Source organism: Niastella sp. OAS944, from assembly GCA_024809215.1.
Taxonomy (GTDB): Bacteria; Bacteroidota; Bacteroidia; order Chitinophagales; family Chitinophagaceae; genus Niastella.
This window is the reverse complement of sequence record JANUBW010000001.1, coordinates 73,878-95,181: the sequence shown is the minus strand read 5'-3', so window position 1 is coordinate 95,181 and position 21,304 is coordinate 73,878. Positions and strand designations below refer to the sequence as shown.

18 protein-coding genes and 1 pseudogene are annotated in these 21,304 nt (G+C 40.5%); 6 read left to right on the top strand and 13 right to left on the bottom strand.

Annotated features, from left to right (window positions below; all coding sequences use genetic code 11):
- Nucleotides 1–15: 15 nt before the first annotated feature.
- The 4 genes from GGD38_RS00395 to GGD38_RS00380 all read right to left on the bottom strand — a co-directional run bounded on the left by GGD38_RS00395 (nt 16) and on the right by GGD38_RS00380 (nt 4,730).
- On the bottom strand, nt 16–2,406 hold the full coding sequence (locus GGD38_RS00395; RefSeq protein WP_375300015.1) for an outer membrane beta-barrel protein: 2,391 nt from the start codon (nt 2,404–2,406) through the stop codon (nt 16–18).
- Nucleotides 2,407–2,603: 197 nt separating this feature from the next.
- Nucleotides 2,604–3,218, bottom strand: coding sequence for a hypothetical protein (locus GGD38_RS00390; RefSeq protein WP_375300016.1), 615 nt, complete (start codon nt 3,216–3,218; stop codon nt 2,604–2,606).
- Nucleotides 3,219–4,280: 1,062 nt separating this feature from the next.
- Nucleotides 4,281–4,532, bottom strand: a complete 252-nt coding sequence (locus GGD38_RS00385; protein WP_375300017.1) for a hypothetical protein — start codon at nt 4,530–4,532, stop codon at nt 4,281–4,283.
- Between the two features lie 3 nt (nt 4,533–4,535).
- Complete coding sequence (locus GGD38_RS00380; protein ID WP_375300018.1) at nt 4,536–4,730, bottom strand: hypothetical protein; 195 nt, start codon at nt 4,728–4,730, stop codon at nt 4,536–4,538.
- Between the two features lie 451 nt (nt 4,731–5,181).
- On the opposite strand from GGD38_RS00380, the gene GGD38_RS00375 reads away from it, so the two are divergent.
- Nucleotides 5,182–5,724: an aldehyde dehydrogenase family protein gene (locus GGD38_RS00375; protein ID WP_375300019.1), complete on the top strand. Its 543-nt coding sequence runs from the start codon at nt 5,182–5,184 to the stop codon at nt 5,722–5,724.
- 50 nt (nt 5,725–5,774) lie between these two features.
- A complete protein-coding gene (locus GGD38_RS00370) occupies nt 5,775–6,638 on the top strand; it encodes a helix-turn-helix domain-containing protein (RefSeq protein WP_375300020.1) in 864 nt (287 codons plus the stop codon).
- A 311-nt stretch (nt 6,639–6,949) separates the two neighbouring features.
- Here GGD38_RS00370 and GGD38_RS00365 read toward each other — a convergent pair whose 3' ends face one another.
- Entirely contained in the window at nt 6,950–10,162 is a 3,213-nt protein-coding gene (locus GGD38_RS00365; RefSeq protein ID WP_375300021.1) for an ELWxxDGT repeat protein, read from the bottom strand.
- Between the two features lie 104 nt (nt 10,163–10,266).
- On the bottom strand, nt 10,267–10,533 hold the full coding sequence (locus GGD38_RS00360) for a response regulator transcription factor (protein WP_375300022.1): 267 nt from the start codon (nt 10,531–10,533) through the stop codon (nt 10,267–10,269).
- Between the two features lie 265 nt (nt 10,534–10,798).
- Here GGD38_RS00360 and GGD38_RS00355 point away from each other — a divergent pair, with 265 nt between their 5' ends.
- Nucleotides 10,799–11,227 (top strand): nuclear transport factor 2 family protein, encoded by a 429-nt coding sequence (locus tag GGD38_RS00355; protein ID WP_375300023.1) that lies wholly within the window; start codon nt 10,799–10,801, stop codon nt 11,225–11,227.
- A 51-nt stretch (nt 11,228–11,278) separates the two neighbouring features.
- On the opposite strand, the gene GGD38_RS00350 is transcribed toward GGD38_RS00355, so the two are convergent.
- The 3 genes from GGD38_RS00350 to GGD38_RS00340 form a co-directional block, all read right to left on the bottom strand.
- A complete protein-coding gene (locus tag GGD38_RS00350) occupies nt 11,279–12,310 on the bottom strand; it encodes a VOC family protein (RefSeq protein ID WP_375300024.1) in 1,032 nt (343 codons plus the stop codon).
- A gap of 133 nt (nt 12,311–12,443) precedes the next feature.
- Entirely contained in the window at nt 12,444–13,022 is a 579-nt protein-coding gene (locus GGD38_RS00345) for a Crp/Fnr family transcriptional regulator (RefSeq protein ID WP_375300025.1), read from the bottom strand.
- Between the two features lie 128 nt (nt 13,023–13,150).
- Nucleotides 13,151–13,558 (bottom strand): winged helix-turn-helix transcriptional regulator, encoded by a 408-nt coding sequence (locus tag GGD38_RS00340; RefSeq protein WP_375300026.1) that lies wholly within the window; start codon nt 13,556–13,558, stop codon nt 13,151–13,153.
- A gap of 90 nt (nt 13,559–13,648) precedes the next feature.
- Between GGD38_RS00340 and GGD38_RS00335 the strand changes: the two genes are divergently transcribed.
- From GGD38_RS00335 to GGD38_RS00325, 3 genes and pseudogenes are all read left to right on the top strand, one after another.
- On the top strand, nt 13,649–14,452 hold the full coding sequence (locus tag GGD38_RS00335) for an SDR family NAD(P)-dependent oxidoreductase (RefSeq protein WP_375300027.1): 804 nt from the start codon (nt 13,649–13,651) through the stop codon (nt 14,450–14,452).
- Nucleotides 14,453–14,524: 72 nt separating this feature from the next.
- Nucleotides 14,525–14,734: pseudogene (locus GGD38_RS00330) on the top strand (alpha/beta fold hydrolase); the annotation flags it as partial.
- A gap of 27 nt (nt 14,735–14,761) precedes the next feature.
- The gene (locus tag GGD38_RS00325; protein ID WP_375300028.1) at nt 14,762–15,763 is read left to right on the top strand and encodes an NADP-dependent oxidoreductase; all 1,002 of its coding nucleotides are present in this window, start codon (nt 14,762–14,764) and stop codon (nt 15,761–15,763) included.
- Between the two features lie 431 nt (nt 15,764–16,194).
- Here the strand turns inward: GGD38_RS00325 and GGD38_RS00320 are convergent, their stop codons facing one another.
- From GGD38_RS00320 to GGD38_RS00305, 4 genes are all read right to left on the bottom strand, one after another.
- On the bottom strand, nt 16,195–16,614 hold the full coding sequence (locus tag GGD38_RS00320; protein ID WP_375300029.1) for an ester cyclase: 420 nt from the start codon (nt 16,612–16,614) through the stop codon (nt 16,195–16,197).
- A gap of 58 nt (nt 16,615–16,672) precedes the next feature.
- Nucleotides 16,673–17,488: a helix-turn-helix domain-containing protein gene (locus GGD38_RS00315; RefSeq protein ID WP_375300030.1), complete on the bottom strand. Its 816-nt coding sequence runs from the start codon at nt 17,486–17,488 to the stop codon at nt 16,673–16,675.
- Nucleotides 17,489–17,943: 455 nt separating this feature from the next.
- Nucleotides 17,944–18,246: a hypothetical protein gene (locus GGD38_RS00310; protein ID WP_375300031.1), complete on the bottom strand. Its 303-nt coding sequence runs from the start codon at nt 18,244–18,246 to the stop codon at nt 17,944–17,946.
- A gap of 89 nt (nt 18,247–18,335) precedes the next feature.
- Nucleotides 18,336–21,140 carry an outer membrane beta-barrel protein gene (locus GGD38_RS00305; protein ID WP_375300032.1) on the bottom strand — a complete coding sequence of 935 codons (2,805 nt, stop codon included), beginning with the start codon at nt 21,138–21,140 and terminating at the stop codon, nt 18,336–18,338.
- Nucleotides 21,141–21,304: the final 164 nt, after the last annotated feature.

The window sequence follows — 21,304 nt, the reverse complement described above, 5'->3', positions numbered from 1 at the left end:
ATTCTTTTTTGCGATTTATTTCAACCTGCTTTTTTCTTCGGAATTGCTTATGCTTCTTTGTTTGGTATTGAACTTCTTTCCTGCGCTGAAATTGTAAACCAGCGAAAGCGACAATATACGGCTTTGCTCCTTTTTCTTAAGATTAATGATCGATGCATTATAATAACTGGTAGCGCTAAAGTTATTGGTATAAAACATATCGCTAATGGCCGCTTTGGCAGTGAGCTTATTGTGCCACAGTTTCTTTTGCAGGCCGATATCAACATTCGCAATACGCCCCGTAACAATATTGCCCTCCACTACATGCGGTGTATAAAAAGCGTTCACGTTTACACTGATGTTGTTGGGCAAACTGATCTCCTGCTCGGTTTGTAGTACGAAAGTTGCCTTTTTAATGTTGAATTCCGGTCCTACAGATTGTGTATGGGTCAGCAACAGGTTATTGCTGGTATTCCACCAGCTTGCAATGGTAACAGGTATGGCAATGGTGCCGGTGTATACGGTATTGCTACCGGTATTCTTGTGCAGGATCGTCATCTGGTTCAGGTTAGCACTGCTTTCGATCACCAGGTTGATCACATCTTTTGTATGCGCATAGCTTAATCCGAAATAATATTGTTTTTTTAAGGTATACCCCAGCTCTACCGAATTGGTGAATTGCGGGGTCAAAAACGGGTTACCGGTATTCACGCTGTAATTATCAATAAAGTATTTGTAAGGGTTCAGTTCAAAGTAGGAGGGACGTTTAATGCGTTTGTTGTATGACAGGCTTAGTGAATGCTGCTGTTTCTTGTCAAGGTCCTTCTTTATAAATGTGGAAGGGAACAGGTTAAAGTAATGTTTGCTGATGGTTGTATCCTGTGACCCGGTTAACTCACCGGAAATATTACTCTGTTCGCCGCGTAAACCCAGTTTGTATTCTACGCCTGCGGCGCTGCCACTGATGTTTACAAAGCCAGCAAATATTTTTTCATTATACCGGTAGTTGAACCCGGGAACGGCATTGTTGTTCCACACGCCGTTTTTGTAAACCTCGTAAGCATTTTTGTTGCTGATATTGGTGATGGTGGTTTTTGCGCCAACGGTTATGGCTGGGCCATGTTTTATTACTTTATTGAATTTGGCATCGGCAGTGAATATGCGCGCGATACTTGGGTATAGAAAATTAAAAGCCGTATCAGCCAGCAAGGTATTGTTGGCATTTGATGTTTGACTAAAAGTGCCGCTGCTGCTTTTGCGGTCGTTATAGGTATAGTCAGATGTAAGCGTGAATTTAGAACCCACTGTGTCGGTAGCGGCACTATAGTTCAATCCTATATTGCTAAAATTGGTTTTACTATAAGTTGGGAATATCCCCGATGAATAAGTGTTTTTGGGATTAGATGAATAGGTGATGTTGGTGAGGGAGCTGGTGCTATCGCGGTTCCACCCAAACTGACCGGTATAATCAATAGCCAGGTATTGTTTTGGGCTAATGTCGTAGTTGGCGCCGAACCGAACCGTATGAGAGTTAAATATGGTGGTTGCATAAGTGGTGGACTGGTATACACCACCGTCGGTGAAAGTTCTGTCCTGTATAACTTCTTCATACAGCTTGTGCCTGTCATAAGTATAGCCTGCACTCAGCCCTATTTTATTTTTCCGGTAGTTGAGGCTCAGATAGGGCACATAGCCAGGGTATTTTCCCAGTCCGATCGAATAATCGGCACCGGCATAACCGCTCAGGCCACTGTTGCTGTTCTTTTTCATAACTATATTAATGATACCGCCACTGCCTTCTGCATCATACTCTGCAGGCGGATGCGCAATGATCTCTATAGATCTTATATCGCTGGATTTTAAGTTTGAAAGATAGTTTTTAAGATCATCACCCTGCAGATTAAGCATTCTGCCATTCACCATTACGCGTGCGCCCCATACGCCATTGATGGAAATGTTACCGCTATTGACAAATACACCAGGCGCCATCCGAAACAGGTCTAACGATGATTTTCCGGTGGCGATGGCATTGTCCTGCACATTCATCACTACACGATCTATTTTACGGGTGATGAATGGTTTTTTGGCAGTTACTGTTATTGTATTTAATGTATTGCCGGCGGTTTTGAGCGTAAGTATGATTGGCTCCATGGGAATGTTGACCCCAATGGTTTGCAGCAATTCTTTGTAAGCGGCATGGGTGATTTTGAAGGTATAAGTGCCGGCGTTTTCAAGCTGTAATAAGAAAGAGCCGTTTTCGTCGGCAATTTTGCCGGCTATAGTTATCGTGTCTTTTAATATAACTACTGAGGCGAATGGTACAGGCTGTCCGCTTTCTGAGGTCACTTTTCCTGTAACCGTTATTGATTGAGCATTTGCCTGGAGGGTAATAGAGACCAGGGTCAAGCAAAGAATAAGATATTTCATGCGAAAAATCTACAACATTCCTGGTAATAAAAAAATACCCCGCTGAGTACAGACAATTTATCGACAGATCAGGGCGCCTGATCGACAAACAATAAAAACGAAGTTCAAAAACGTATGCCGGATAACCGTTATGTATAGAAGAAGCCGCCTCTAAAATCAGAGGCGGCTCTTTTTAAATCCTGCGTGCAGTGGAAGGATTATTGAATAACCCTTGAAACCAGCACGGATATTACCGATTGTTTGCCGCGGCCGTATGCGATAACCCGGAACCAGTATTTAACGATCGAGTTCAGGTTAGTGAACGTGTTTTCGCGATCGGTAGTGGTTTCGGTTGTCCACACACTTTCGGGCGTTATAGGATCGGGTGTACATTGGAAAGCGTACATTTTTGCGCCGGGCACCTTTTTAATACTTACAATGGCCTGGCCTATGGGACCGATCTCAACGTCGAGTTTTTCAATAGGCGTTAGGGCCTGCGATGTGCTTTTGATGCCGGCGATATCGAACCCGCTGCTAAGCAGCATGGTTTTATCGCCATTACTAATTGTGGTTACATAATCGTCCCATTTTTCGAGCATTGCTATTACTTCAGCTTTTCTGTCGTTTTTAGCTGAAGAAAGCGTTCGATCGCTCCTCCCGGCCATATTTAATGCTACCTGGAAGTCGGCATATTTCTTTTCCGCCTCCGGTACTGTTGGTATTGGGTTTGGAAACGATGCATTATTTCTCATATTTTCCAGAACGCGACCACATAACATTAAAATAAAATTATCGCTTGGGTTCTTGTACGATTTTTTGATCTTGAGTTTCATATACAAATGATTTAGAAAATTTAAAAAATGGTGTTTAATACGCGCTACATATCACGATCTTAACTTTTGAACATACCTGTACCTGTTACATCACCCTGTTCCGGTAATATAGCTTTAGCACAACTGCTAAAGTGAGTAACACAAGTGTCATTGAACGTTAGTGAATAAAGGCTCGGAATGAAGACGTATTGGCCAATACGATTTGATAGGGAAGACCTGTTTGATTTACTTCTTTCACCGTTGGATTCCGTTTACTAGTGTCAGTGATTTCGGTTCATCGTTCAGGCGTCTTTGTTAAAACAAAAGTAGGGTGGTTGGTTGATGTTTCAATCAGACACCGCAAAAAGTGTCGTCTTTTGTCGTCTTTTGTCGTGAATTGTCGCCAAAAAACTGACGGTGGTCAGCGAATTTGAAGAGAATTTTGGACTGTTTTTACCAGGAGAAAGGGCAGAAATGATAAAATAGGAGAGATATAAAACAATCATACCTGCCTCTAACCGTTAGAAGCAGGTATGATTTATTCAATTGCCGATGGAATTATTGTGTTATGGATATCCATCTGGCCATCTGTCAGGTATCAGGTACATGGCCCTGAGCACAGTTTCTTTGGGGACATTACTTTCTCTAATGAATTCTCAACGGAAATATATTCCCCATTCGTTTTATTGCACTTTATACGAACCTCTCTCATAACACGCTGGGCTGTTCTTTCTGTTCTGTTAATCATTCGCATGATGTCGTCTATCTCTACTATGTACCTTGGTGCTGGCATGCGGCAGGGGAGCAGGCCCTTTTTTTGTAGCCGGTATACGAGTGCTACTTTGTCCGCAACGTATTTTACTATCTCTGCAATTCTTCTTGGGCTGAAGATAGGGCGGTTTGGATCTTTTGGCATATTGGTCAGTTTGTTTACAGGTTGGTAATAATAACGGGCTACCAATCAGAACGCCTTGTATGTAACGCAGCCATGTAAGTTAATTGCTATTTCAGCTATAGGGTACGTGAAAAACACCTTTTTTGAATATAAGTAATATGTACGGCTAACAATAAGCGTGGAGCATATTATTCATTTTCCGGGTGCACCAACGCCAAGTTTGTTTTCCATAACTCATTTTCTGAATTGCCCAGAGCAATATGTAAGCTGCCTAACTCTTTTTCTAAGTTGCCCAACGCAAGTTTTTCTTTCCATAACTCATTTTCTGAATGTCCCAGCGCATTATGTGAATTGCCCAACTCATTTTCCGACTTCTCCAGCGCGATATATGAGCTGCCAACTCTTTTTCCGGATTCACCAACGCAAGTTTTGCATTCCATAACTCATTTTCTGATGCCCAGAGTAATATGTGGTTTACCCAACTCATTTTCTGCTTTGCCCAACGCAAGTTTTGACTTCCATAAGTCTTTTTCTGGGTTCACCAACGCAATATGTGAGTTGCCCAACTCATTTACACGGTTCCCTAACTCAATTAATACCTCACCAGGTTTGTTTTTGCTTCCAGAACTCAGGTTCATGCCTTCCTTAATTAGTTTTGTGGCGCCAAAAGTTATTTTCTGGCGTCAGCAACTTGTTTTTGATCGTCCCCGAACAATTGAAGGCCCTCTTCAATCGATTTAAAGCTATCATCAATCAATTTTGGCAGTCCCCTGATCAAAATAGGGCGTGCATGAATCAGGTTTAGTGGTCCATAACTCAAGTTTACCCATGCATGAAGTTAGTATTGAGGTAAAGTTGCTCTGGGAACGCTGAAAGTAAGTTATTGAGGGTAAAAAATGAGTTATTGTAAGTTGAAAATAACCTGGGAAGGTGAAAACAAACTTTGTGGAGGTCAAAACTGAATTGGTGGCGTGAAAAAATAACTTATGAAGTCAAGCATTTCGCAAAACCTTTCAAATAATGAGTTGGGGTAGGGTGCTAATTGAAAAAAGTTTTCAAATACTTAGTAGGGGAAGGCTATAATTTGAATTGGTATTTCAATTTAAAATCCTCCACGAACTGCTCGAAGATGCCCGAACACATGGAGCTCAGGTAATAGAAGTTGGTATCCGTCCAGGTGATGCATCAAAACGTCCTCATACAATGGCTCCAACTATTGTGTTGGAAGTAACAGACGAAATGCGTATTGCAAAAGAAGAAATTTTCGGACCCATATTACCAATATTGTCTTATCAATCTATTGACGATGCAATTAATTATGTGAATGCTAGACCAAGACCATTAGCACTTTATTTTTTCACGCATGATGATGAAGATAAAAGAAATGTTTTGAACAGAACTACCTCTGGCAATGTAACGATCAATGGAACATTTTCACACATCGCACAAGATGATCTTTCTTTTGGCGGAGTTGGCGAAAGCGGTATGGGCGCCTATCATGGCAAAGAGGGTTTCCGAACACTCAGTCATGCCAAAGGAATTTACGAACAGGGAAGCTGGAATGGCATGGATCTTCTGCATGCTCCTTTCACTAAAAATACGGATAGACTTATTAACCTCTTTATTCGTTAATTTGTAACTTTAAGACCAATTTGATGAAACATTTTAAATCAATCAGTGAAATGGCTGTTGCCAACAATCTGCCATTGCCGGAACATCCCATGTTGGGTCTGTTGCGCATCAATCAGCAGATTAAAATAAATAATGAAGCATATACCAGCGATTTTTACATGATTGGATTAAAAAAAGTAAAAGCCGGTTATGTGTTGTATGGGCGAACGAAATTTGATCATGAGACGGGTTCTATGATATTTACGAAGCCACGCCAGGTGATCGAAATGCGGAATTTAGAATTTGAAGAAGATGGATATATTTTAGTTTTTCATGAAGATTTCCTGGTCGGACATTCATTGAATGAAGACATTCAACTTTATTCTTTTTTTGATTACGAAACAAATGAAGCGCTTCACCTGGCACCAAAGGAAGAAAAAATTATTTGGAATATCTTTTACACAATAGAACAGGAATACAATAACAGTGAAGATGAATTCAGCAAAGAAATTATTCTCGCGGGCATCAATTCGATGCTCAAATATGCTGAACGGTTTTATAAAAGACAATTCATCAACCGAAAACAACTTTCCGGGAAAACGGTAACTGAGTTTAATAAAATCTTACAGAAATATATTAAAGATGGCTCACTTGATGACAAGGAACTGCCTTCGGTCGGAGATCTGGCAAACAGGTTGAATATTTCTTCGCGATACCTTACTGATTTGTTGAAAGTAGAAACCGGTAAAACTGCTATTGAACTTATTCATATTGCACTCATCAACGAAGCAAAAAACAGACTGAGAAAGAAAGGTAAAACTGTTTCTGAGATAGCATACGATTTAGGATTTGAAAACATGTCTTACTTCTCCCGCCTTTTTAAAAAAGAAACGGGAATGCTGCCCACATCCTATAAGAAACAATTTTTTGAATAAAGTAATAATTGAAAATAGATAGGTCACCGTCATTTTAAAGAGTGCATGACAAAATGTTAAGTAATTCTACAACCCTGAAGTATGCATAAACGTTAAAAGTTTAACTTATCTAATCTGCCTAACCGGTTCGCCATTGTCATGCATAATTATCTATTGCAGTTAATCTTCATTAAACTTATTAATTCACTTAATGTATTTAAATCCTGTATTAATAGGTTCGAAATCTGTCCCGTTGTCCCGACTTATAAAAAGCGATCTCGTAAGAGGTCGCTTTTTTGTATTACACTCTATACTATTTACTTACACTTTACTTATTGCTTTATAAAATGTTCTATTTCGTAAATGGTTTCACCTTTTATTATTAATTGATATGCTCCTGCGGTAAGCTCTTTTGTTTGAATGCTGAAACTGTTGCTACCGGGTAAAATATTTTTTACTTCCTGTTTCATTAATCTGCCGCTGTTATCAATAATTTCAATTTTCAATTGTCCAATTTGTGTCGTTTTCACTGTTAGGTTCAGTATATCTCTTACCGGGTTAGGATAAATTAACATTCCGGGTTTTCCTTTTAGCGGCAACATTACCGTTTTGGAATAAATAAACCTTGCATCTTTATCTACCTGTTTAAGCCGGTAATGAACCCTGTTTACGGAAAGGTTGGTAACCGCTGGGTCTGTAAAGTTGTATTGATGCCAGCCGGATGTATTGTAAGCCATTACTTCTCCAACAGGTTTAAAATTCCTTCCATCCACACTTCTTTCAATAATAAACTTATTAGCATTCTCTTCGTTTTCAGTTTTCCAGGTGAGCGAGGCATCATCGTTTATCACCCGGCCGTTGAATTCCAAAAAATGAAGCGGAAGGATGCTTGCAATATCAGCTGCATACAATTCAGTGCTGTATTCCTCAGTAGTTGCCACAGCAAATATTTTTGTTCCGGCCACCACAAAGCTTCCAATTCCGCTGCCACCGGGATTTACTATATCCTGTAATAACGAGGTACCCGCCTCCGTGCCATTGCTACTCCATACTTCCATACCATGAATGCCGTCATTTGCCTGGAAAACAAGCTTGTCGCCTACGGCTGTTAAATAACTGGGAGAAGAACCGTTGCTACCGGGCAAAATTTCTTTCACCAGCACCGTTCCTGCATCAGTTCCATCGGTTTTCCATAATTCCCAGTTAACATTGCCATCATCGACGCCCATAAAAAATACAGTTCCGTTTACTTCCGCAAAATTTTGCGGATAGCTGCTTCCTCCTCCTGGAACGATGTCTTTTACCAACACGGTGCCTGTTCCAGTGCCATCACTTTTCCAAAGTTCATAGCCGATAGCTGTAAGCGCCGTAAAATAAAGTGTACCATTAATATTCGTTAGATATGAACAATTAGCACCGGGCGAACCGGGATAAATATCCTTTACCATAACGGTACCAGCTGCTGTGCCATCGCTTTTCCATAATTCGGGTCCATAGGTTGGGTCCATAGCCTGGAAAAATAAAGTTCCATTTAAATTGGTTAAATATTGTGGCGAACTGCCATTAGCTCCCGGATAAATATCTTTCACCAACACTGTACCGGCTGCAGTGCCATCACTTTTCCAAAGCTCTACACCATTTGTTCCATCAGTAGCCGTGAAATACAAAACACCATTTACATTGATTAAGCTTCCCGGGCTGCTGCCTGCTGGTCCGGGACAGATATCTTTTACCAACACAGTGCCTGCGGTAGTGCCATCCGTTTTCCATAGTTCACTGCCATTAGCTGCATCAGTTGCCCAGAAAAACACGGTCCCATTTATATATGTAAAAAACCGGGGACTTCCGCTGCTTCCTCCTGCATAAATATCTTTTATCATAACGGTACCGGCTGTTGAGCCATCGCTCTTCCACAGCTCGTACCCATTTGTGCCATCAAAAGCGGTGAAGTATAGAGTTCCATTCATATTAGCGAGATAAGCAACATCAGAGTTGCCTGCACCCGGGTTAATGTCTTTTACCATAACTGTTCCCCCAGCAGTTCCATCACTCTTCCATAACTCTATGCCGTTAACTTCATCTGTTGCTTTGAAGAATAAAGTGCTATTAACTACTGTTAAAGCCTGCGGGGAACTGCTTTTGGTTCCTGCATAAATATCTTTCACCAATAACGTACCCGCTGCAGTACCATCACTTTTCCACAATTCATTGCCCGTGCTTCCATCAGAGGCGCGGCAAAACAATGCCCCATTTACATCAGTTAAGTAATTCAGGTTTGATTGAGTGCTTCCCGTAAAGATATCTTTTACCAATACCGTACCGGCAGTAGTGCCGTCGCTTTTCCAAAGCTCTATGCCATTCGTTCCATTATTAGGAGTAAAAAACAGTGCGCTGTTTACTTTGGTTAAATTTAGGGGTATGCTGCTGTTTGTGCCCGGATAAATATCTTTTACCAATACTGTACCAACAGCAGCGCCATCACTTTTCCAAAGTTCTACGCCATTTGTTCCATCAGTAGCAGTAAAAAACAATGTACCGTTTACATTGGTTAAATTTGCCGGTGCGCTGCTGCTTGCCCCCGTAAAGATATCTTTTACCAATACCGTACCGGCAGTAGTGCCGTCGCTTTTCCAAAGCTCTATGCCATTCGTTCCATTACTAGCAGTGAAAAACAGTGCGCTGTTTACTTTGGTTAAATTTAGGGGTGAGCTGCTGTTTGTGCCCGGATAAATATCTTTTACCAATACTGTACCAACAGCAGCGCCATCACTTTTCCAAAGTTCTACGCCATTTGTTCCATCAGTAGCAGTAAAAAACAATGTACCGTTTACATTGGTTAAATTTGTCGGTGCGCTGCTGCTTGTCCCCGGGTAAATATCTTTTACCACTACGGTACCGGCAGCAGTGCCGTCGCTTTTCCAAAGTTCGGCGCCATTGACCCCATTATTTGCCACGAAGTATAAAACACCATTTACATTGGCTAAACTTTGCGGCGAGCTATTGGCTGAACCAGGATTAACATCTTTTACCATTACTGTGCCTGCCGCAGTGCCATCGCTTTTCCAGAGCTCAGCACCATTTACTCCGTCATTAGCATTGAAAAATAAAGTACCATTTATATTGGTTAAAACACTTACGCCGCCGTTATTTGCGCCGGGATAAATATCTTTTACCAATACTGTACCTGCTTCAGTGCCATCACTTTTCCAGAGCTCTGTGCCACTCATTCCATCGCTGGCTATAAAATACAATATGCCGTTTACATTGGTTAAATTTTGCGGTGCGCTGCCGTTTGCCCCTGGGTAAATATCTTTTACCAATACGGTACCTGCCGCTGTCCCATCGCTTTTCCATAATTCGATGCCGGTAGTGGGGACATTGGCTGAAAAATATGCCGTGCCGTTCACATTGGTAATGTACGTGGGCCCAGAGCCAGTGGTATTGATCGTGGTATTAATATCTTTAACCAATGAGAATTGCTGGGCAAAGGAACAAATACTTAAGAACAACATCGTTGCCAGCAGGGTACAGGGCTTTTTTCTCATCACCGGATTTGTTTTGGGATTTGATTGTCAAATAGTGTAGTGAGCAAAATTAAAATGCCGAATGAGAAAAGACAATCCCCCAAAAGAGGTACAATAATCGGCTCTTATGCTTTATTCATCAAAAAAACCAAATGCGGGAAGTTGCTGATATTGTTTTTTTGCAACATGCGACGGCGGTGTGTTTTTACGGTTTCAACGCCGATGGAAAGTTTGCGGGCAACCTGCTTGGAAGTAAGGCCGTTTGCAATTAATTGCGCAATTTCCCTTTCCCTGTCTGTTAGTTCGAGCGACACAGCAGGCGTTGATTTTCGTTTTAACAATTTATCAAAAGCCATTTGCCGTTTGCCCAGTGGCGTTAATAAAAATTCCAAAAGGTAATAGAAGCTACAAAGCCTTGCCCTATGGGGAAAGGTCGGATGGTTCTTTTTTGGTTTGCATTGTTCGCGAGAATAAATAAAGCACTTTTAACTTAAATAACCAGATGACTTGCCTATATATAGTGAAAAGTGCATTGTAGGGCGAGAGATAGATCGGTCAGGCTTTATGTAGTTGATCTATGTCAGTTTATTTTTTGCCTTATATCAATTTTCTTGTTTTAAACAGTCTATAGGTTTGCCGGATAACAAAATAAGTGTAATGGCAAACAATCAATCAAACGAACAGATCATCCGGCATCTTTATGAGGTGGCGGAAAGACAAGACTCAAAAGCATTCGCATCGCTATTCGCTGATGACGGCTATTTTTGGGACGTTTCTGCAGACAAAAAATATTATGGGAAAGATACGGGTACCGTTGTAGATATTTATGCAACCGCTTTCCCTGATATGCATCGTGAATTGCTGCGCGTGTATCCGGCAGATGCACAGAATATGGTAATTGTGGAGCTCTCGTTGAATGGCACCCATAATGGCCCTCTTGTACTTCCATCAGGAACCATCCCTGCAACCGGAAAACGCATGGTAACCCCTTGCGCTGATTTCTTTTTGCTGGAAAATGGTAAGGTTAAGTTTTTTCATTGTTACACTGCCGCAACGGTCTTGCTGAAGCAGCTTGGCGTTTTTTAAATAGTATGAAATGATCGCCGGAGTTTCCAGCTCCGGCGATCTCTTTTAATATCATTTATCATTTACAAAAACATACAGCTTCTTTACCAGGTTATTGTCGAGTACGAACAGGTCCATCCCGGTAACCATATCCGGTTTATCCGCCGTACCGAATTGCCAGAACAGGCGGCCCAGGTTGGTGTGTGCATCGATGGCTTTCTGATGAGTGAAACGCGCAGCAGGATTTTTCTGTTGGAGATCTCGGATAAAAGAGTCGATCTTTTCGGCACCGATAGCTGTAAAATGCCGGTCTACCATTTCTATATCCGGAGCATAGATCTTTTCCGCGATCTCAGCACGCTTTTGCGCATCGTGTTCGTTCCATAAAGCGATATGCTGTTCTACTATTGCAATGATTGCTGCGATTGTCATTTCTTTTGTTTTTTGTGGTTCAAGTTCATAATTTTTGGGCGACCATAATAAAACCTTCGGGTTATTTTTTTCATAAGCCTTCCCATCGGGATAAGATGTTAGTTCCATTTTTGAGCCCCAGGGTGTTTCAAAATAAACCCAGGTTTCGCCTTTTGTATCGCCAAAAGGAGTTAAGAAGGGCTCGCCGATGATCTTCACGGCCTTTGACCTTAAATAGGCAACTGCGGTGCGGATATCATCGGTATAAAAAGCGATGTGCGTAGTACCAGGACCATCACCACCCGGTTGTTGAGTGCGCTGGAGCTTCGGCTTATATTCAAACAATTCAATATTAGCCCCCGTGCCGGCGCGCACCATTTTTATGGTAACAGATTTTGTGGAAGCGCTTAATCGGTTTGACGTTTTCCATCCTTCATTGAGGTCTATAGGGCCGATCTGAGTTACAGGCGTAAAGCCTAAAACCTCAGTAAAAAAATCAACACCCTGTTTTAGATCCGGCACATTGATGCCAATATGGTCTACACCCAGAATACCCGCCTTTTGCTGAGCCTTCAGGGGCTGGATGGTGAAATAGAAGAATGTAACAAACAAGATTGATCTACCCGGAAATGGGAGACCTGTAAGTTTTTCGAAAATGGTGTTTATACTGCTAATGAAAATTCCCTTAAACATGGTTGTTATTTTTGAAGATGTCTGTTTGTTTGACATCACAAAAATGGATCAACCGTTTGCCCTGGAAATTGAGGCAGGATAAAAAAAACTTGACATAGATCAAACGTATAAGGCGGTGCGCACTTCCTGCTGATCACTTTCTGCCCACAGTTTTCCTGATCCTGCTGAGCGTTTCAGGAGTGATCCCCAGATAGGAAGCGATCATACTCAAGGGAAGCCGGTTTACAAAGGCGGAATACTTTTCTATGAATGCCAGGTACTTTTCCTCCGCTGTATTACTGAGCGCCGCCTGGATGCGGTTTTGCGAGGCAATGAAGCTTCTTTGGAGTATCTGGTTGATCATGTGGCCAAAAACGGGAATGGACGCACAGAGTTCCTCAAATTTGGTGTGCGTGAACAGAATGACCTCGCTATCTTCCACTGCATCGATATTGAATCTGGAGGGTTGGCCCGAAAGCAGGCTTTCCCGGTCTCCGATCCACCAGTTCTCAATACCAAACCCAATAACATGTTCAACACCGTTCTCGTCAATGGAGTAAGAACGGATGCATCCCCTGGCTATAAACGCATCATATCTCCACACATCGCCTTCCTGTAAAAGATATTGGCGCTTTCTGATCTTTTTGAAAAGCGCACATTGCCTGATTTGGAAGGCTTCTTCATCGGTCAGCGTAATCTTGTTGTTGAGATATTGCTGAAAAACATCATACATGTTCGCAAAGTAGCGAAATCAAACGGCAACAGAAAGTAAAAAAGACGCATTAATTCTCCTAGTAACGGTTACAGGAAGTTCGAATCCACTTAAGTTCGGAAAATATTATTTAGCGTTAGCATACTGCTTTAACCCATCAATTCTTTTGACTTCGCTTTAATAAATCCTGCCTTATCCTTTTTTACTTCTTTCAACATCGCCTTTCTGTCTTCTGGTATAGGAAAATATTTTTCCGCCCATAGATGTATTTCAATCAGTACAGGCATTAGGTCAATTCCTTTTTTGGTTAGCCTGTATAACACTTTTACTTTACTATCCGGATGGTCTAATTTTTCAATCATCTTATTTTCTTCCAGAGCTTGTAGCCTTGAAGCCAAAATATTTGTGGCAATTCGTTCGTCAGCTTTTAGAAAGTCGCCATAGGTACACTCTTTTGCAAACATTAAATCCCTGATGATCAACAGCGACCACTTATCTCCCCATATGTCAAGGGAGTTGCTGATAGGGCAATCTGATCTTTTTTTCGTTTTGTTCATAACATATATTTCAAATAATTACTTGCATATTGCAAGTAATGTTTACATTTGCACTTGCAATATGCAAGTAAAATTACAAAACGTTGAGACATGAAACAAGCAATATTAATAACAGGAGCTTCTTCAGGTTTTGGATTGCTGACTGCCCAAAAGCTCCATGAAAGTGGCTTCCAGGTAATTGGAACAAGTCGTAACCCCGAAAAATACAAGGCTAAACTGCCGTTTAAATTATTGGCATTGGATATTGCCGATTACAACTCAATCGCGTCTTTTAGTAAGAAACTCTTCAGGGAGATCAATAAATTGGATGTGCTTATAAACAATGCAGGATACTTAGTGACAGGGCTTGCAGAAGAAACCACAATTGAAATAGGCAAACAGCAGTTTGAAACCAATTTTTGGGGCACTGTTAAACTTACAAACGAGTTGTTGCCTCATTTCAGAAAACAGAAGCAAGGCAAGATAATTACCGTAGGTTCTATTCTTGGATTGATTAGTCTTCCCAATGTTGCTTATTACGCAGCTTCAAAACATGCGTTGGAAGGATATTTCAAAGCCTTGCGACTTGAATTAAATCAATTTAACATACAGGTAAGCATGGTTGAACCTTCGAGCTTCAAGACAAATATTGGTAATAGTTCAACTGCCGCAACAGGTGACATCAAAGATTATGATGTATTTCGAAAAAAGATTTCAGCTTATTCTAAAAATCAATTTGAGAATGCACCAGGGCCAGAACCTGTTATAAATACGGTTTTGAAAATCATAAATGAAAAAGCGCCAAAATACAGTTATCCTGTTGGCAAAGGAACTTCTATGCTTCTTACCATGCAACGTTTTGCATATAACGTACTTGAAAGTACTGTTTTGAAAAGGGTGAATGCTGCGAAATAATTTAAAAAAGCTCTGGCAAAAAATGAAAAAAAACATTCCTGATAATATTACTAATCATGGCAAAGACAAACGCATCCCCCACAAGATCTATCAGTGATCAAGCAGCCTGTATTAGTAGCAAATGGCGATAATGACAGAATGGTGCCGAGCAGTAATACTTATGATTTAAGCAAGCGTATTCCCAATTCCGAATTAATCATATATAAAGATGCCGGCCATGGTGGTATGTATCAATATCATGAGGCGTTCGTAAAAAGTGCATTAGCGTTTTTAGCGAAGTAAGCTATTTATGAATAACAATTAACAAAAATGAAAGCATTTATAATAAACCGATACGGCAAAAAAGAAAATTTGCAATCTGCCGAGATCGCAGAACCGGTTTTAAGGGCAAATGATGTATTAGTGCAGGTTCACGCTGCCAGTGTAAATGTTCTGGATTCCAAAATAAAAAACGGTGACTTTAAGTTAATTCTACCTTATAAACCTCCTATTACGCTGGGACACGACGTAGCTGGAATCGTAATAAAAGTAGGCTTAGGTGTAACACAATTCAAAACCGGCGATGAAGTGTATGCCCGTCCGGCAGATCATAGGATTGGCACTTTTGCAGAACTTATTGCCATCAATGAAAACAATGTTGCGTTAAAACCTAGAAATCTTTCAATGGAAGAAGCTGCTTCTATTCCATTGGTTGGTTTAACTGCATGGCAGGCGCTGGTTGAAAAGGCAAATGTGAAGAAAGGGCAAAGGGTTTTCGTCCAGGCAGGTTCTGGTGGCGTGGGCACATTTGCCATTCAGTTAGCGAAACATTTGGGCGCTACTGTAGCTACCACAACAAGTGCCGGTAATATTGATTTAGTCAAAAGTCTCGGTGCAGATATTGTAATTGATTATAGGAATGAGGATTTTGAAACAATATTGAAAGATTACGATATCGTATTGAATAGTCAGGATACAAAGACTCTTGAAAAATCTCTGCGAATATTAAAACCTGGGGGAAAACTTATTTCTATCTCTGGTCCGCCTGATCCTAGTTTTGCAGAAGAAATCAAAACGCCCTGGTTCATGAAATTCATAGTGCAACTGCTGAGCGCCGGAGTGAGAAAAAAAGCAAAGCGACTCAATGTAAGCTATTCATTCCTTTTTATGAGGGCAGAAGGAACTCAATTAGGCCAAATTACTTCACTTATTGATGCCGGTATCATAAAACCAGTTATTGACAAGGTATTTCCATTTGAGCAAACCAATGAAGCTATGGGGTATGTGGAAACAGGGCGTGCAAAAGGTAAAGTTGTTATCAAAATAAAATAAAACTATTGCTGAAGAAAATCAGCTACTTCGATAAGAACTAACCATTGTCCTAAGAAAATCACAGTCCATCGGTAAAACAGTACTTATTGTCTGATTGGTTGTTTCGCCATTTTGTCATAGTTAATTATATACTGTTGCTATTCCCTATTAAGCCTTACAAAGTCACTTAAAATCTTTAAATCCTGTATCAACAGGTTAGAAATTTGTCCAGCTGTCCCGACTAAATTGAACAGGACGATTTTTATACCGTCCTGTTTTTCTTTATCACCACTGTAATGCTGTTCAGTGGCGCAATTAGCTCAAAGAGCATATTTACTTTGCAGATTAAGAATGCCTTTTTCTCTCGATTATAGGTCACTCCTCCTTCTACATCGAGATTTGAGAGACTTTCGAATTACCCGCCAGCCGGGTCATTAACCTCCTTTAGACTTTTATTTGTGTGTCAATTGTTGCCATAAGGCACTGTTATCACGAATGCTCCAGTGTTCAATGGCCTGTTCGTTTTGTAAGCGAATGATATCAATGGTTGAAAAGCTAACGCTTCTATTGGTAGGATCAATGCCCATATAAGTTCCTTTATGCGTGCCTTGAAATGTTTTATAGGTCATTACTAGGTCGCCTTCAGCAAGCTGCATGTTAATAGTAACTTTTAGATCGGGAAACACCTGCCACATGAGTTGCAGAAATTGTATTACACCATCCTTACCTGCATTAGCGGTGCCTGCCGGAACACTGTGGTTAACAAACTGTGCATGCACAATTTCATGAAAAGCCTGCTCGTTTTTGCCCTGTATAACTTCATAGTTGAACCGTTTTACAATTTCCTTGTTCTTTTCTAAAGTAGCTTCCATAATTTTTTAGGGCAAATCTATGGTTGGCGCTTCTTAATGGCTGGCACATTTACCGGGTTCATTTGTACATTTCGCGGATAACCTTCCTGAAGGCAGCCGGCGTTTGTTGAGCCAGTCTTTTAAAGAAACGGGTGAAGTAGGCCACATCTTCAAAGCCCAGGTCGTAGGCGATCTCCTTAATGGAAAATTCAGTATGTAATAATTTTCGTTTTGCTTCCAGCAGAATGCGTTCATGGATATGTTCAATAGCCGTTTTGCCGCTTTGTTGTTTCACTACTTCATTTAAATAACCGGCAGTCTTATTCAGTAAAGGCGCATATTCTGCCACCTGATGCAATGTTGAAAACTGTTCATTGATCAGCTTTTTGAAATCATTTAACAGCTTTCGCTCATTTGTTCCGGCGCTTTTCAAAATTTGTTCAATATATAAACGGCTGCTGTATATACTCAATACCCGCAAGTACGATAACAGCATTGGGTTTCGCCATTCACTGACCTTTTGGTATTCGATCCACATTTTTTGAAGTAGGTCTTCGATAAACGAGAAATCCTGCGGCTGCAATGATAATTCATGGGCATTAAAACGGTTTTGGATCACGGGTAGTTGCCGAAGGGTATTATCATCATCGATGTTCAGGAATTCTTCGGTGAAAGAAAGCAGAATGCCTTCCAGGGGTTCTGATTGTTCTTTTACCTGCACCTGCCACGGCGAGGAAATGTATAAGGTATTTTTCTTTAGAGTATAAGGCGTCGTATCTATCCAATGCCGGCTGCTGCCATTGCGCACCAGCACAAACATGTAATAATCCTTTCGGTGTGGCACCAGGTGATTGACTTTACGCTTTTGAAATGCGGTGCCATCGCTGACGATCATTTCAATTAAATGATTGCCCTTTGCATAGCTTCTGCAAGGAATATTTAGGGATGTTGTTTTCTTTCATTAAGGTCAGTGCCTTTAAAAATACTATATTTCCCGCTCATGTTTTGAGCGGCTTCCAGAGGTATCGAAGGTACCCAAATTCCTTCTTTTATGCGTTTTGGGGTCTTTCTTTCTGGAGTAAAGCTATTATGAACAGTCCCTGAAACTGGATCCTCAAAACAAGAATGCAGACCAACATATAAAAAAGCTTAGATCAGGTAAATAAGGAAAAGCCCCATGTTGATAATATTATAAAATGTTGCTATTTAAGTCGTTGAATTTGAATAAGGGCGTCTAAATATTGGTTCGCCATTTGTCCAGCCGGCCCGACCATAAATTAAGAGGGCCTTCAAGTCGTTCGATTTGAAGGCCCTTTTTGTTTCGAATTATTCTTGTTTAGCCCGAGGACTTTATTCTTCCTTTACTGCCGATGAACGGTCGAGCGAACTTACAGTAACTTTGCCTCTTTGCTTAAAAAAATCTACCAGCCTTTGCCGCCCATTCGCATTCATTTGTTTGATCACTCTCACTTCTGCAGGGCGTAATAACTTGACATTAACCGGGGGAAACCCAAGCCGAATATTTCTATGCTGAAATTCTTCATGTTCTATTCCCAGCAGCAAACCTATATTATCATGTTCGGTCAGGCTCCATTCCTCAGGAGCGCCATCCATTGCTACCTGAACTGATATATATATACTTACAGGTCCCATGGTGAAAATTCGGTCGATTCTTCCGCAAAAATTCGTACAATTTATTATAAACCAGATCTATGTTCATGTTGCTAATTTAAACGAACCACTTAAAACAAAGACCACTTTCCACCTGCAGCTGTTTTCTTTGCACCTGCAGGCCTTAGATTATAAGTAAATGTTGACAAAAAATACTGCGCCAGCACATCTCCCTTGGAAAAGAATGCTGTATTTTGATTAGGCGACATGTACACATTTTTCCCCCGGTTCAATATATCATTTGCGCTTATCCTCAATACTGCTCTTTCATCTTTAAAGAAAGTAAAATTTACTGCTGCATTCCATAAATATATCTTTTTTAATGTCGGATCGTCAAACATGTTGTTGGTAATTAACCGCAATCTTGTATCAAAAATTACATGTTTTATATAACGGACTATTACTTCTGTACCGATTGTTTGGCTAAATGTATTGATATCTTCAAAACCAGCATTACTATTCCTTACAAACCGGTAACTAAAGGAGTATTCCTGGTTAAGTTCCAACTTATCATCCCAATTAAATCCTATGCCACTCCAGAAATTACAATTCAATCTGTTTTGTAGGCTTCGAACTCCATTATAATAAAAATAATTTCTAACATATTCGGTCCAGGTACCAAAATTCCAGGGAATCATAAAATTCTTCGAATTCCTTTTATTCTGGTGCAAACCAAAATTAGTCGCAACACGTGTATACCCATTTGCATTTACGGGGTATATTGTTTGTATGCCACTCTGATCTAACGCAATGCTATCTACTATCACATTTTTCGATTGCGAAGCTTCAAACCATGACCATACACCCAAAGTACTTTTAGGGCTATAAGTGTTCAATGTAATACGTGCCCTATCCTGCAACGCCGGTTGAAGATTAGGATTACCCAACCTTGTCATATAAGGGTTGCTATTGTTCAATACCGGTATCAGGTTGCTGTAATAAGGTAACACAACATCCCGGTTATACGAAAGCGATAATTTTTTATATACAAAATCAAACTGTGGAAGAACATTATGCTGCTCCTGCGTAATTGATTGATTTAATGAATAAATATTGTTATCAAATCTTTGCGATTGATAACGTATGCCTGGCCGGAATGTAAAATCTTTATACCTGTATTCAATTCCTCCGGAAACGCTATACTTATTGCTTTCCCTGCTAAACCTGCTGCTCAGATCTTTGATAGGGCCACTTGTGTTATTTGCAAACGTGCCTACTTTGTCATCCATTTTTTCGTAATCGTAGCGTGCACCTAGCCTAAAGAAAAAGTTTTTGATCAGAGGTTCGCTGTAATTTCCGGCCACGTTAGCCGTCCACGTTGGTACCCATTCATTACGCAATTGACGGTAGACGGTATCTTTGCCAACAGGTTGCTGGTATGAAATGAGAGCATTAGTATAGTCATCTCTGTCTCTTTCGCTCCATCCCATGTATTGCGTAATATTCAATCGCCGCCCTTTTTTACTTTTGGATAGTTTGGTGAACATTATGTTATGACTATACATGTTGGTTTTCAGATCACCTATACTATTTACAATACCGTTGTTTAAGTTTCCAAGAAAATTATTGACGCCACTTCTTGCATCATTTTTTTCGGATTTGGTTCCGGATATTACATAGTTTAAGCCAATGATGAGGTTTATTGTAGAGTCGGGCTTTAAATTTGCTCCGGCCCCAAACACATGCGAATTACCGATCTCGGAATAGTACTGTTTTGAAAAATTATTTATTACAGTGTCTTCTTTATAGATCTCGGTTCTGTTCTCATTTTGCACATCTGTATGAACACGACCATAAAAATATTGACCGTAGATAGATTGTTTATTGCTGGGCGAATGGTTGATGTTAATGCCCACGCCATCACTTTTTGTTATACCACCATTCCGTGATTCTCCTCCAAAATTGATATCATTAATACTGAAGGAGGAACCAAAATTACTGGTATTGTTGTTATTGTTAGAGTTTCCTCCCATCGTCTCTATTGAACGGCTGATACCCATTGTTTGCCGCATATCAGTTACGCTAAACCCGGGGCGGTTAAGGTTATTGGAATAGCCCATTACACTTACCTGCAGTGTATCCCTAAAAATATTTGCTATAGCTCCCATTTCATACCGGCCACCCTGCGGCCCGCCACCGCCACCGGCATAGGCTTTACCGAACATGCTTTTCTTTATCCCCTTTTTTAAAGTAAGATTGATCACCTTGCCTACGTTGTTCGCATTATCATCTCCATTACGCAACATCTCTTCTTTATCATCCGTTACCTGCACTTTATCGATCACCTGCGACGGCAAATTACGGCTAGCCATCTTTGGGTCATCACCAAAAAATGTTTTGCCATCAACCAATATCCTGTTAACAGGTTTCCCATTAACCATGATATTTCCATCTTTATCTACCTGTACCCCAGGTAATTTTTTTAAAAGATCTTCTACCAACGCATTGGGTAATGTTTTAAAAGCAGATGCATTAAATTCAACTGTATCCTTTTTAATTACAACCGGTGGCCGTTCTGCATATACAACCACTTCCTGCATTGCTACGGAAGCGGGCGACATGTAAACAGTACCGAGGTCTAAAACAGGCTGATCGCTTCTAACAGTAAATTCTTTCCTGTACCCAATGTAGCCACTATACGAAACTACCACTCTGCATTTCACATCAAAGGGTAGCCCGGGAATTTTGAAATCACCTTCAGGGTTACTTAACCTGTAAGTGATAATGGCTGTATCAGATGCTTTAAAAACAGTTACGGTAGCTAAACCCAGAGGTATTTTTGCTATACTGTCTATCAATTTTCCCTTAAGTGTTGCTTGCGAAAAGGATGTTGTGCATATGGCTACGCACATAAAAAGCAATAAAATGATTTTCATTTTTTAATTCAGTTGTTTAACGGCTATAGTATCTCTTCACGCCGCGGTAACTGCAAATAACGAATACAGTTATAGAGACAAGGCGATATGATATATGTTGCATTATAATTGATGGTATACGACATACATTTGAAAAAAATGACCCTGTAAGCCTTTTCAGGATA